This window comes from Sporolactobacillus kofuensis (genome assembly GCF_024125425.1).
GTDB lineage: Bacteria > Bacillota > Bacilli > Bacillales > Sporolactobacillaceae > Sporolactobacillus > Sporolactobacillus kofuensis.
Genome location: NZ_JAMXWN010000004.1, coordinates 167,845 through 180,325, shown reverse-complemented (window position 1 = coordinate 180,325; position 12,481 = coordinate 167,845). Strand labels below are relative to the sequence as shown.

Genomic DNA, 12,481 nt, shown 5'->3' with positions numbered 1-12,481 from the left:
CTAAAAAGGATTAAGAGATAGGATCGAGCGGAAACTAATGTGCTCATCATTAACGGTATATCTGTCTGGGATAAAAATCAATCGTTTACTAGGACAATCGTTAATTGAATAAAATGAGCTTCTCTCCTGTTGGCTTGTCTAAGGGATAAGTTTCAAAACCTAGGGGCCTAAGTTTAAAGCATTTTGTCATTGATGAACCCATTCGGTTCTTTCAATAATAAGGGGTCCCCTATGCCAGGGAACCCTTTTTTGATACGATAAATAGGTTGATTGTCTTACATAAGGAGTATTCTTTGATGTGCACGGACGGAGTGGATGATGGTGTGGGGAAGAAGCAAAAGCAACAATGTGCGTTACAACTATATTTATAATTTCTGTTCCTTTTTTGGTGTGACGGCACTTTGGGTACTGTATTTGACTCATCGCGGCATGTCACTTGTCGAAGTGGGCTTGCTGGAAAGTATTTTTCACGTCAGCAGTTTTCTTTTTGAGGTGCCGAGCGGTGCACTTGCGGATCGGCTGAACTATCGAGCCGTTCTGATTTTGGGACGCGTTTGCGCAATAATCAGTAGCATCATCCTTATTTTTTCGCATGATTTCCTTTGGTTTGCAGTTGGGTTCATCATTTCCGCATGGTCCTATAATTTGAATTCCGGAACGATTGACGCGCTCGTCTATGAATCATTGCGCAATCTGAATGCGAAAGATAAGTACATTAAGGTGTCGGCGAATACTAATGCCATATATGAATTTGCGGATACTTTAGGGATTTTTGTAGCCGGGTGGTTTGTCAACAGCTACTTTGAAGGCGTGTATTGGATTCAGATTGTCATCTCATTATTTGCGATAGTATCTGTGTTCATGATGGTGGAGCCGGAGAAAAAAGAGAAGAAGACTGAAAAAGTTACTGGTTATTTTACGATCTTGAAGAATGCAGCACGCTTTCTCAAGGAAAATAGTCGGCTACGCTTCCTAATGATCTTCTTTGCGCTTTTTCAAGGGGTCGCCGCAACCTATTATTTTTACTTTCAATCACTGATCGACAAGAATGGATTTAAAGGCGTTCAAATCAGCCTATTAATGATTGTGTCTGCAGTATTCCAAATCATCGGGGCGAAAATATCTCCTCAAATTGAAAAAAGAGCTGGGCAGATGATGCTTATTCACACGTTTTCGCTCTTGCTCTGCATTTTTCTTCTCGTATCATTTACAAATCAGCTTGCGGTTCTGATCATCTGCTTTATCTGCATGAATGTGCTGATCGCGATTAGTCAGCCAATCTTCAGCAACTATTTTAATCAACTGATTCCGTCGTCTAGCCGTGCAACATTGCTTAGTGTGTCCAGCATGCTGTTCAGTGTGACGATGATTGTCCTTTTCCCGTTTACAGGATGGCTGATTGAGCGGGTGAATTTTTCAATCAGTTTCGGAGTGATGGGCGGTGTGCTGGCATTATTAGTGTTGGCACTTCCGCAGCTGACAAAGAACACTCGGAATTGGTTATAAATGATTAAGGAAGATATTGCTGCCACCGGATTGCATCGAGATAAGCTGTCATGTAGGCATGTTTTGGAATTGTGAATTGTTCTAAGTAGTCGATTAATGCTGCCCAATGTGCTTGTTCGAGTAATAGGACGCCGCTCAGATGGGTTCTAAGTTCATTGTCTTGACCCATCAGTGCTTCTTTTACATCGGTGGGGAAGGGAAGCGTAGGAAGAATATCTTTCTCAACTCACATTCAAACAGTGAAAAGTTGTATTTATTTGACTTAATATTATCTTTAATAAAAGGAAAAGACAATGAGAGGGTATGATGGAAGGAAAAAGGGCGATGCCCATATCGGTGATCCTGCTGTAGACCTATCGATTGTGTACAGTTTCTTGCCGAGAATCGGGCGAGAATTATTTTATTCACAATATGGGGAAGCAGATGCTTCGACGAGGGTACGTGCTCGATGGAAAGCGATTTTCACAACTGTTTCTTTGCTGATGTATGGCCATGATCTGAAAAACCAGGAGATCGTCGATGGGGGCAAGCAGAGCCTTGATCTGATTTTAGAGAGCTGATTGTAAGTGAATTTCGAAAATGATCGATAAAATTTTGAAAGTGACTGATAAATTTTTCAAAACGATCGATAAAAATTTAAAAGTGATCGATAAAAATTTCAAAATGACTGATAAAATTTTTAAAATGATCGATATACGCAGTACAAAGGTAGGATCTACTTAAGCGATACATACAGATTGTTCACAAAATAGTCTCAATAGTGGCCTCATGCAAAAAGGAATGCACAGCGTTACCGGCGAACTTTTTTTAAAAGAAAGTGAGGCGGTGGCGTGTACGTAAAACCCATTCAACTTCCTTACCATGTGTCACAGCTTGAGGTACTGATTCGTCGAGTAAAACCGAGCGCGTATCGTGACGATCTAACGTCGCTCTACAAAAGAGCAATGGCAGGCTTTCGCGGTGAACAGTCGCTGGACTATCCGCTTAGTTATCTCCCCAAGGATGATTTCTTCATTTTTCATGATCTTCGCTTATTTGATGGCCATCACCATTTTCAGATCGATTTTCTTATCCTATGCTCAAGATTTGCACTCATTTTAGAAGTGAAAAATATTATCGGAAAGCTGACTTTTGATACCGATTTAAATCAATTAATTCGGGAAGTGGATGATTCAACTGATGTGTTTGATGATCCAATTTTGCAAGCTGAGAATCTAAACATGCAGTTGCTTGATTGGCTGGAGCGATACTACGGGATATCCATACCGATTGTAGATCGAGTCGTTATTGCTTCTTCCGCCCAGCTTCAGGTCACCGATTTAAAAAATGATCGGATTAAAAAAATTGTGCGAAGAGCCAAACTCAAAGCGGAACTTCTCCAAGTGAATCAACAATTTTCTAAAGACTATGTCTCGTATGAGTCGCTGAAAAAGGTAGCTGATGCACTTCTCGCAAACCATCAAACACGGGTGATTAAAAAATTCACGACTAAACTAAAACCTAACGATATAATAAAAGGTGTCCAGTGCCCGAATTGCGATACGGTACCAATACTCAAAATGAAACAAAAGTGGGTATGCAATTGCGGCCATGCCTCACGAAATACTCATTTAGCTGCGCTTCGTGATTATTTTTTGATCTATGGTCCAGAGATCACGAATCAGAAATGCAGGGATTTTCTACTATTAAAATCTGAATTAACTGCTAGACGATTACTTCATACACTATGCGATTACTTTGAAGGAAAAAATAAAGCCAGAATTTACTATTTATCGAGGGATATACTCCATGAAAATTGAAAATGATCGATAAAATTTTGAAAATGACTGATAAATTTTTCAAAACGATCGATAAAAAATTAAAAGTGATCGATAAAAATTTCAAAATGACTGATAAAATTTTGAAAATGATCGATAAACGCTGCACGCACTAAATATCTGCGATTTGGAGGTGATCAACATGAATGAGCAGAAAAAACAGTACCACACGGCGTTTGGTTGCTACGGTATTGCCGCTCGTGACGGCAAAATGATTGTGATCGACAAGACTGGCGGACCGTACATTCATCGCTATGATCTGCCGGGCGGAAGCCAGGAGCCGGGTGAATCATTGGAAGCAACATTAATTCGAGAAATTAAGGAGGAAACCGGCATGACGGTTTCCAACTACTCACAAATTGGTACGTTTGATTTCTTTCTGCCGTGGATGTGGCGAAATTTTACACATGTGCATCACGTTGCGGTGTTCTACCAGATTACACAGATGGAAGGTCAATTTGAACTTCCGAAGCAGTTTGATGGCCAGGATTCTTCAGGTGCACATTGGGTCAGTCTGAGCGAACTGAACTTAGAAAATGCATCACCGCTTGTGTTAAAAGCAGTAGAATGGCTCAAGCACCAAGAGATACCAAGCGAAGCCACCGTGTATGATTCATGGTCGGTTCTTTAAGTGATCAAGTGCTTTTTGAATCGCCCATGCCTGGTGCTCATGAAACATGAGATCCGCACTTTGCTGAACATCAACCCATTCTAGAAAGTTGTCGGGTTCAACAGGAGTTTGAATCTTCGGACCGAAACGCGCGGTGTAAAAGTAGCCGTCATTGATCATCGGCTGAACAACGGGTAGTGTTGATAAGAAATAGCGTTGCGCATGACCAAGATACTGGATCGTATCAATCAAATGCCCCGTTTCCTCCAGCAGTTCACGTCGAAGGCATTGCTCGTCTGTTTCACCGGATTCAATCCCTCCACCAGGCAGAAAATATTGATTGCCATGGGCGCGAATCAGCGCAACTTTTTCCGGATCTTCTTCGGAGAAGATAACAGCATAAGCACCTTTTCGAACAAAATAATCAACATTGCTCATGCCTGTTCCAAAAATCCGCATGAGATTCACCTTCCAATAAATTTAGAGAATACGCTCATAATAACACAGAGAATACTTTTTGGAGGCGTCCGCCCGTGGTCATTTTTAAAAAATTAACCGCAGAACATGCCGAACTCTACAGAACCGTTAGATTAGAAGCGTTAAAAACGCATCCTGAAGCCTATGCTTCTGATTTTGAAACAGAGCAAAATCGATCAATGGATCATTTTAGAACCCATTTATCCGATGAGCAGATGCTGGTCGTCGGAGGATTTGATGGTGACCGGCTTATTGCAATTGCCTCGCTTCATCGGGAGTCTTTACCAAAAATGGCCCACCGTGCCACGCTCACAAGTGTTTATGTTCACCCCGATTATCGCGGTCAGCAAATTTCAAGAAAGATTATTGAGTATATGATTGATGCGGTAAAAGAAACAGGTGTTACGAAAATATATCTCTTTGTCATGACAGATAATGAGCCGGCGATCAGAGCTTACAAAAAATTCGGGTTCGTCATCTATGGGGAAGACCGGGATGCGATGAAGGAGAAAGATGGCTACGTGGATGAATATTTGATGGTGAAGTATATCTAATTTTGGTGTGTTCTTCTGCTGTTTTTTTTCGCTTAATGAAATAAAGAGCGTCAACCGGAATCCTGGTGACGCTCTTCTTAGTTATCTAGATTTACTAAATGCAGCTTCGTCTTTGATTTCTTCGCGTAAGCCTTCAATGCTTTGCTCACGGCGCTGATTCTTTTCTTTAATTTGTTGCTTTTCTTCTTCACTCATTTGTTGCCCATGCGCTTTCAAGTAGTCATTCGCTTCATCCATGTTTTTTAGGGTATGACCGATGTTCTTCGAAATTTTTTCTACATTATCTGAACGATCATCCGGTTTAGCCATTGTATATCCCTCCTCATTTTTCGCTCCTTATTATGCGACCTTGGGGGAGAGATATACCTAAAATTCTAAGGATACAGCGCAGGTATCAGAATGTTTTATAGTTGAGAAATTTACCATTCAGCGTAATGACGACACGATCACCGTGTGGATCCTCCTCTTTATCCAGATCCATCTTAAAGTCAATCGCACTCATGATGCCGTCACCAAACTTTTCATGGATCAATGCTTTTATGGTATCACCATAGACAAGGACAAGTTCGTAAAGACGATAAATGGTTGGATCTGTTGGCGGCAAGGAGAAATTCGTACCGCGGTATGGGATCGATTTTAATTCCCGTTCAACTTCTTCTGGTAATTCAAGTAATTCAGTGACCGCTTTTGCCTGATCGGGACTTAGTGTCTGCTGTCCATAGAGGGCGGCTGTGCAAAATACCTCTGAACAACCCGCGGCTTCTGCAATTTGGGAAAAAGTAAGATTTTTCTTTTCTTTTGCTTCCAATAGTAATTCTGTTGCTGAAGAATAAGCCATAGTTGCAATGCCTCCCAGATCATCATTTATTTACAAATAAAGGTTAACACTCTGCATAAAAACTAGGGGTAATTTGTTATATGATCTGCCATAGAATTTAACGTATTGACCACATGGTCAACGGGGTATATAGTTATTGTTGACCGAGTGGTCAATGTGTTTGAGAAGAGGAGGTTCATGGAGATGTCCGTGATTGAATTGAGCCATATTAGCAAGCGCTTTGGAAAGTTTGTTGCGGTCGATGATTTGTCGTTTACCGTGGAAAAAGGCGAATTTTTTGGCTTTATCGGACCTAATGGTGCAGGTAAATCTACAACAATGAACATGATCTTAAATTTTATCAAACAGAGTCGTGGTGAAATCGCGTTGTTCGGTCAACAAATACCCGAACATGAGCTTGATGTGAAAATAAGGATTGGTTATGTCCCAAGTGATGTGCGCTTCTATCCACAGCTAAGTGTTCAGGATTTAATTCACTATACACTCGACTTTCATCACATCAAAGGAGACAAGGCGGAAATTGATCGCTATTGTGATCTTTTTCAAATTGATCGGAAAAAGAAATTTGGTGATCTTTCACTGGGAAATAAAAAGAAAGTGGCCCTTGTCTGTTCAATGATTCATCATCCAGAGCTACTGATCATGGATGAACCAACCAACGGGCTGGATCCATTGATGCATGCCAGACTCTTCCGTTTATTGAAGGAAAAACAAAATCAAGGGGTCACCATTTTTTTATCCAGCCACAACCTGAAAGAAGTAGAGGATTACTGTTCAAAAGTGGCGTTTATCAAAGCGGGTCGTCTCGTCGGTGTGGAAGATTTGACCACCGTCAATAAAAAGGTGAAGATCATAACCCTAAAAGGTGAAAAACTGCCTGTTGAACAGATGGAAGCGATTGGTGCCGAATGTATCAAACAAGAAGATCATGAAGCACGTTTTATCTATGAACAAGAATTAGGCAGACTTTTTGCGACCTTATCTCAGTTTGCGGCGGATCTCGACGATATCACGGTAGGTGATCGTGATCTCGAAGAACAATTTATGGCAATGTATGAGAATCAGGAGGCGGCACGGTGATGACACTTTTCAGACTGGAGTGCAAAACGCATAGGAAAACGCTGTTGGTTTGGATCATTGTGGTTGCGCTACTGACCCTTGGATTGGTTTCACTTTTTCCTGCGATGAAGGATATGGGTCTTCAGCAAATGGATTTGAAGGCGATGCCAAAGGAAATGCTGAAGGCATTCAACCTTTCAGATATGGCGGCACTGTCTACAATTAAAGGATATTTTGGCTACGAATTTCAATATGTGATGATCGCAACCGGCATTTTTTCAGCGATGCTTGGTACAAATGCATTGGCACGAGAAGAATCGGAGGGGACAATCAGTTATCTGTACGCACAACCGATTTCGCGTTTATCCATTGTTGCATCGAAAATGGTCGCAAACAGTCTCATCTATACGACTTACTGGCTCATTTCAATGATTTTTGCCTTTGTAAGTTGTCTTATTTTTAAGGAAGCCGGGGCATCTGTATCGAACCTGTTCAAAGCTTTTGCGCAACTGACCTTTGCCGGTTGGATCATGGGGCTAACTTTTCTCATGGTTGGATTTCTTTTATCCTCCTTGCTTTCTTCCAACAAATCAGCAACCTCTTTGTCACTTGGCCTTGTTTTTCTAACGTTTATTTTGGGAGTTGTCGGAAAGCTAAAGGATGATTTCCAAGTACTCGTCTATTTTTCACCGGTAGATGCAGCGCTGCCAAGTGCCGTATTCAAAAATGGTATCGAGTGGAACTATATAATGACTGATCTGGTCGTGCTCTTTATCACTTGTTTGTTGACGTTCTGGTTTTACAAAAGGAAGGATTTGAAAGTATAAATGGAAGAATCGAAAGAACACGCGATCTTGATTGCGGCCATTCATGAATTTGCGGTAAAAGGGTACGCGCAAGCATCGACAAATCAGATTGCACAGTCGGCAGGTGCCTCAAAAGGGCTGATCTTTCACTATTATGGGTACAAAGAAAAGCTCTTTGAGGAAAGCGTCAACTATGCACTTGATTTCTCAATGAAGGCTCTCGACTTCAAAAAGTGGGATTTAAGTGATGACCTGATGGAAAAATTAAAGGGTTATTGTGAACAGGAATTGCTCTTTTGTAAAAACTATCCTGATTTCTACCAATTGATTGTTCAGGCATTTACCAGACCACCGAAGCAATTGACGGATAAAATGGGCCGTCTTTTCAAAGATCTACAGTTAATGGTCCCGCAATTTATTAATCAAATGATTAACGCATTAGATTTGAAAGATGATGTTGATACGAAGACTTTGCAACATGTACTGTTTTCACATTATCAGTATTATTCGAGTCAAGCAATGGACCATTTGAAAAAACATCCTGAAACAACCATCGATGAATTAAGACCATTTATTAATCAATATTTGGCAATGAACGCAATGAGTTTACGGGGATTACAGAAGCATGATAAGTAAAAAAATAGAGCAGGGGTACACACCGGGAAGGTGCGTGCGCCTGCTCTTTATTTGAGAAACTTAATCATGTACTTGAACTAGATTTTGACTAGTTCCTGTTTCCAGCACGTCAGCTACGCTATCCAGTGCGCCTTCAACGATGTTCTGAATGGCTGTCTCCGTGAAAAAACCGACATGCGGCGTGAGCATAACTTGGTCCATGGTGATTAATTTTTCAAGGAGCGGGTCACCAAGTGGCTGACCACTCAACTTTTTATTAATTACCGTTTCGTCTTCAAAGGTATCGAGAGCAGCGCCGGCGATTTCACCATGCTCAAGGGCTTCAATTAAATCAGCGGTATTGATCAGCCCGCCTCGAGCAATATTGATCAGATAAGCACTATTCTTCATTATTTTTAATGTATCTTTATTAATCAAGTGACGTGTTGAATTAAATAGTGGAGTGTGTAGCGAAACGATGTCTGCTTCCCTGAGCACTTCTTCTAAAGATGATCGATAATTAAGAATATTCGTCAATTGATCATTTGGGAATTGATCAAAGCCGATGACGTTCGCACCTAATCCCTTAAAGAGCTCGGCAGCAGTTGCGCCAATACGACCGGTGCCGATAATACCGATGGTCAGTGAACGGATTTCTCTGGAAAGCAGGCCACTCCAACGGAAATCCTTATTTGCTATGCGTTTTTGGAAGGCGGGAATGTGACGTACCAATTGCATCGCCTGTGTAACGGCTAATTCAGCGACAGCATAAGGCGAATAAGCAGGGACATTGGTTACGAGCAGCCCATTATTCTTAGCTTCGTTCAAGTCGATCATGTCATAGCCGGCAGTACGTGTCGCAATCTGTTTGATTCCATAACTTTTCAATTGAGCATACAGATGGGGCCCACCAAGTACTACGGGCTGCTGAATGCAAATTCCGTCAAACCCTTCTACTGCGGTAACCGTTTGTTCTGAAAGAAAATCAGAAGTGGTGGTGATTTCAGCCTGATGATTATCCGCCCAGTGTTGAATAATAGCCTTTTCGTGATCCTGTACGCCATACATGAGAATTTTCATCGTATTTCTTCCTCCTTCAGTCGCAACACGTTGTGGTGATTGTTCCATGGGGTGGACCATTTTTTAATCATGTGATTGATTTCACAATTAATTTTAACGGATTTATTCAATAGTGTAAACGTATCCAATTTAAAGCGTAGATGCTTTTATGTGCTAAAGATAATTGTTTATAGTTAAGGCTTTGTTTAGATACGCTGTTGTTTTTTGGTGCTATTGCCCTGTATTCGTTTGCCTCAGGCGCCTCACACATTGCTCCTAGGACAGAAAACAGCCTATTTAAAAGAGTTTATCCTGATTCACAGATTTACTTTCATCAAAAAAGCACCCACCCTATATTGAGTGGATGCCATCAATACTGCTCCGTTCAAATGCCTTTAAATGCCTCACGGTAAATAGCTGCAAGTTCAGTAACCAGCGGCATTTTAGGATTGGCAGGTGTACATTGGTCACCGAATGCTCGGTCTGCCAATTTATCTACGGCTTTCTCAAACGCTTCTTTGCTTACACCATTCGCTTCAATACTCATCGGCATGTTCAGGTCTTGCGTGAGTTTCTTAATGGCTTGAACAAGATTTTCTACACTTTCTTCAGTAGTCTTACCGCCAACGCCGATTATTTGAGCGATTTCTGCATAACGTTCGTCAGCAATGAAATGTTTATACTTTGGAAATGCCGAAAACTTGGTTGGCTTCTGAGCATTATAACGAATGACATGTGGCAATAAGAGCGCACAGCAGCGTCCATGTGCCAGATGAAATTCATTGCCAAGCTTGTGTGCTAAACTATGGTTGATTCCTAGAAAAGCATTGGAGAATGCCATGCCGGCTATTGTTGATGCGTTATGCATTTTTTCCTTTGCTTCTTTATCAGTGTCGTCTTTATAGGATCTTGGCAAATAGTTGAATACAAGCTGAATGGCTTTGATACAAAGTCCGTCAGTGAAGTCGTTTGCCATGTTCGATACATAGGCTTCAATAGCATGCGTGAGCACATCCATACCGGAGTCGGCAAGCACGCGTTTCGGAACAGTCATCACGAATTCGGGATCAATAATCGCCACATTTGGTGTCAATGCGTAATCTGCAAGCGGGTATTTCATATCATTTTCTTTGTCGGTAATCACAGAGAAGGAAGTGACTTCCGATCCGGTACCCGAGGTTGTTGGAATCGCAACAAATTTTGCTTTTTTACCGAGTTCCGGGAATTTGAAGACACGTTTTCGTATATCTAAGAATTTCTGTTTCAGTCCGAAAAAGTCGGTGTCTGGACTTTCGTAGAAGAGCCACATTCCTTTTGCAGCATCCATTGCTGAACCGCCACCAAGGGCAATGATGACATCCGGTTCAAACTTCCGCATCATTTCTGTACCCTTCATAACAGTCGTCACGGATGGATCAGGTTCAACATCTGAGAAGACCTCATAATGAACGGGTGTGTTTCTCTTTCTCAGAAAGTGCAGGACACGATCCACATAGCCGAATTTCACCATACCAGGATCGGCGACGATGAATGCCCGTGTAATGTCCGGCATTACTGAAAGATATTTGGTCGCATTTTTTTCAAAATAAATCTTCGGCGGAACTTTAAACCATTGCATAGTATTGCGGCGATTCGCCATCGTTTTAATATTAATGAGGTTGGCTGTGCCGACGTTTGTCGATACCGAATTTCCCCCATAAGTACCGCAGCCTAAAGTGAGTGACGGAATGAAGTGATTGTAGATATCGCCAATACCGCCTAAAGAAGAAGGTGCATTGACGATCAGGCGTCCGGCTTTCATTCTTAAAGCAAATGCATCGATAACGTGTTGCTCGTTTGAATGAATGACAGCAGAGTGCCCGATGCCCCCGAAGTTAAGCATTTCCTCGCAGCGTTTGAATCCTTCTTCGGTTGTTTTTGCCTTAAAGCAGGCAAGTACAGGACTCAATTTTTCTCGTGATAACGGCGATTCAGGACCGACACTTTGCAGTTCGGCAATGATCACTTTTGTGTCCTCAGGTACCTTGATACCCGCGAGACCGGCAATATACGCAGCAGATTTTCCAACAATTTGCGGATTTACCGCGCAACGACGTTCATCAATGACCAATTTTTCTACGTTCTTCTCTTCATCACTGGAAAGGAAGTAGCACTTGTTCGCAATCATTTCTTGTTTCACGGCCTCATAGATTTGTTGATCAATGACAACCGCCTGTTCAGAGGCACAGATCATCCCATTATCGAAAGTCTTTGAAAGAATCAAATCATTCACTGCCTGTTTGATGTCGGCTGTTTTTTCAATGTAGGCAGGCACATTTCCAGGACCAACACCGATGGCTGGTTTGCCGGAACTATAGGCAGCCTTTACCATTCCGGATCCGCCGGTAGCAAGAATCAACGCAACACCAGGATGGTGCATGAGAAGTTGAGTAGCTTCGAGTGAAGGGGTCTCGATCCACTGAATACAATTTTCCGGTGCGCCTGCTCGAATTGCTGCATCCCGAACGATGCGGGCTGCCTCACTGCTACATTTCTGAGCAGAAGGATGGAAGGCAAAGATGATTGGATTCTTCGTCTTAAGTGAAATTAGTGATTTGAACAAGGTGGTTGATGTTGGGTTCGTGACAGGGGTAACGCCTGCAATCACACCCACCGGCTCTGCAATTTGAACAACTTCATCGTATGGATCTTCAGTAATCACGCCGACCGTCTTATTCTTTTTAATGGAGTTATAGATATATTCCGTTGCAAATATGTTCTTAATCATTTTATCTTCGTAAACGCCGCGCTTAGTTTCTTCAACGGCCATTTTTGCTAAGTACATGTGTTGATCAAGGCCGGCTAAAGCCATTTGTCGGACAATCTCATCGATTTGTTCTTGATTCAGGGGACGAAATGCTTCCAAAGCTTTCTGTGCGTTTGAAACCAATTGATCAATTGTTTCGTTTAGTGATACGCTTTTTGTTTCCTTTGCGTTTAACGCCTCTTCATGAATAGCCATTTGATTTTCCTCCTTAGATATGAATCAATTATGACATTGTGAAATATTTCACATGTATAATTTACGGCACACGATACGTAATTGCAACATTATTGAAAGCGCTGACACAATTTATTAAAACGTTTATGTATAATTTGTG

General features: G+C 41.7%; 14 protein-coding genes. 8 read left to right on the top strand and 6 right to left on the bottom strand.

Annotated features, from left to right (window positions below):
• Positions 1 to 348: 348 nt before the first annotated feature.
• On the top strand, positions 349 to 1,506 hold the full coding sequence (locus NIE32_RS04910) for an MFS transporter (protein WP_253053571.1): 1,158 nt from the start codon (positions 349 to 351) through the stop codon (positions 1,504 to 1,506).
• A gap of 4 nt (positions 1,507 to 1,510) precedes the next feature.
• Here the strand turns inward: NIE32_RS04910 and NIE32_RS04905 are convergent, their stop codons facing one another.
• Positions 1,511 to 1,675, bottom strand: coding sequence for a hypothetical protein (locus NIE32_RS04905; RefSeq protein WP_253053569.1), 165 nt, complete (start codon positions 1,673 to 1,675; stop codon positions 1,511 to 1,513).
• A gap of 124 nt (positions 1,676 to 1,799) precedes the next feature.
• Here NIE32_RS04905 and NIE32_RS04900 point away from each other — a divergent pair, with 124 nt between their 5' ends.
• The 3 genes from NIE32_RS04900 to NIE32_RS04890 all read left to right on the top strand — a co-directional run bounded on the left by NIE32_RS04900 (position 1,800) and on the right by NIE32_RS04890 (position 3,954).
• The gene (locus NIE32_RS04900) at positions 1,800 to 2,066 is read left to right on the top strand and encodes a hypothetical protein (RefSeq protein ID WP_253053567.1); all 267 of its coding nucleotides are present in this window, start codon (positions 1,800 to 1,802) and stop codon (positions 2,064 to 2,066) included.
• Between the two features lie 270 nt (positions 2,067 to 2,336).
• Positions 2,337 to 3,305 (top strand): nuclease-related domain-containing protein, encoded by a 969-nt coding sequence (locus tag NIE32_RS04895; RefSeq protein ID WP_253053566.1) that lies wholly within the window; start codon positions 2,337 to 2,339, stop codon positions 3,303 to 3,305.
• A 160-nt stretch (positions 3,306 to 3,465) separates the two neighbouring features.
• The gene (locus tag NIE32_RS04890; protein ID WP_253053565.1) at positions 3,466 to 3,954 is read left to right on the top strand and encodes an NUDIX hydrolase; all 489 of its coding nucleotides are present in this window, start codon (positions 3,466 to 3,468) and stop codon (positions 3,952 to 3,954) included.
• On the opposite strand, the gene NIE32_RS04885 is transcribed toward NIE32_RS04890, so the two are convergent.
• The gene (locus tag NIE32_RS04885; RefSeq protein ID WP_253053564.1) at positions 3,937 to 4,392 is read right to left on the bottom strand and encodes an NUDIX domain-containing protein; all 456 of its coding nucleotides are present in this window, start codon (positions 4,390 to 4,392) and stop codon (positions 3,937 to 3,939) included. The genes NIE32_RS04890 and NIE32_RS04885 overlap by 18 nt on opposite strands.
• Positions 4,393 to 4,466: 74 nt before the next feature.
• On the opposite strand from NIE32_RS04885, the gene NIE32_RS04880 reads away from it, so the two are divergent.
• A complete protein-coding gene (locus tag NIE32_RS04880) occupies positions 4,467 to 4,964 on the top strand; it encodes a GNAT family N-acetyltransferase (protein WP_253053563.1) in 498 nt (165 codons plus the stop codon).
• A gap of 81 nt (positions 4,965 to 5,045) precedes the next feature.
• On the opposite strand, the gene tlp is transcribed toward NIE32_RS04880, so the two are convergent.
• On the bottom strand, positions 5,046 to 5,273 hold the full coding sequence (gene tlp / locus NIE32_RS04875) for a small acid-soluble spore protein Tlp (protein ID WP_253053562.1): 228 nt from the start codon (positions 5,271 to 5,273) through the stop codon (positions 5,046 to 5,048).
• Positions 5,274 to 5,358: 85 nt separating this feature from the next.
• Positions 5,359 to 5,802, bottom strand: a complete 444-nt coding sequence (cynS, locus tag NIE32_RS04870; protein WP_253053561.1) for a cyanase — start codon at positions 5,800 to 5,802, stop codon at positions 5,359 to 5,361.
• A gap of 183 nt (positions 5,803 to 5,985) precedes the next feature.
• On the opposite strand from cynS, the gene NIE32_RS04865 reads away from it, so the two are divergent.
• The 3 genes from NIE32_RS04865 to NIE32_RS04855 are packed head-to-tail and all read left to right on the top strand — an operon-like array spanning position 5,986 to position 8,303.
• Complete coding sequence (locus NIE32_RS04865; RefSeq protein WP_253053560.1) at positions 5,986 to 6,882, top strand: ABC transporter ATP-binding protein; 897 nt, start codon at positions 5,986 to 5,988, stop codon at positions 6,880 to 6,882.
• Complete coding sequence (locus NIE32_RS04860; RefSeq protein ID WP_253053644.1) at positions 6,882 to 7,688, top strand: DUF2705 family protein; 807 nt, start codon at positions 6,882 to 6,884, stop codon at positions 7,686 to 7,688. The genes NIE32_RS04865 and NIE32_RS04860 overlap by 1 nt, the downstream gene beginning before the upstream one ends.
• Complete coding sequence (locus NIE32_RS04855; protein WP_253053559.1) at positions 7,689 to 8,303, top strand: TetR/AcrR family transcriptional regulator; 615 nt, start codon at positions 7,689 to 7,691, stop codon at positions 8,301 to 8,303.
• A gap of 60 nt (positions 8,304 to 8,363) precedes the next feature.
• On the opposite strand, the gene NIE32_RS04850 is transcribed toward NIE32_RS04855, so the two are convergent.
• Positions 8,364 to 9,362: a D-2-hydroxyacid dehydrogenase gene (locus NIE32_RS04850; RefSeq protein ID WP_253053558.1), complete on the bottom strand. Its 999-nt coding sequence runs from the start codon at positions 9,360 to 9,362 to the stop codon at positions 8,364 to 8,366.
• Positions 9,363 to 9,726: 364 nt separating this feature from the next.
• Entirely contained in the window at positions 9,727 to 12,342 is a 2,616-nt protein-coding gene (adhE, locus tag NIE32_RS04845; protein WP_253053556.1) for a bifunctional acetaldehyde-CoA/alcohol dehydrogenase, read from the bottom strand.
• Positions 12,343 to 12,481: the final 139 nt, after the last annotated feature.

Coding starts and splice junctions, on each gene's coding strand:
- adhE (WP_253053556.1), bottom strand. CDS start 12,342: ATGGCTATTCATGAAGAGGCGTTAAACGCAAAGGAAACAAAAAGCGTA.
- NIE32_RS04905 (WP_253053569.1), bottom strand. CDS start 1,675: ATGGGTCAAGACAATGAACTTAGAACCCATCTGAGCGGCGTCCTATTA.
- NIE32_RS04860 (WP_253053644.1), top strand. CDS start 6,882: ATGACACTTTTCAGACTGGAGTGCAAAACGCATAGGAAAACGCTGTTG.
- NIE32_RS04865 (WP_253053560.1), top strand. CDS start 5,986: ATGTCCGTGATTGAATTGAGCCATATTAGCAAGCGCTTTGGAAAGTTT.
- cynS (WP_253053561.1), bottom strand. CDS start 5,802: ATGGCTTATTCTTCAGCAACAGAATTACTATTGGAAGCAAAAGAAAAG.
- NIE32_RS04890 (WP_253053565.1), top strand. CDS start 3,466: ATGAATGAGCAGAAAAAACAGTACCACACGGCGTTTGGTTGCTACGGT.
- NIE32_RS04855 (WP_253053559.1), top strand. CDS start 7,689: ATGGAAGAATCGAAAGAACACGCGATCTTGATTGCGGCCATTCATGAA.
- NIE32_RS04850 (WP_253053558.1), bottom strand. CDS start 9,362: ATGAAAATTCTCATGTATGGCGTACAGGATCACGAAAAGGCTATTATT.
- NIE32_RS04900 (WP_253053567.1), top strand. CDS start 1,800: ATGAGAGGGTATGATGGAAGGAAAAAGGGCGATGCCCATATCGGTGAT.
- NIE32_RS04885 (WP_253053564.1), bottom strand. CDS start 4,392: ATGCGGATTTTTGGAACAGGCATGAGCAATGTTGATTATTTTGTTCGA.
- tlp (WP_253053562.1), bottom strand. CDS start 5,273: ATGGCTAAACCGGATGATCGTTCAGATAATGTAGAAAAAATTTCGAAG.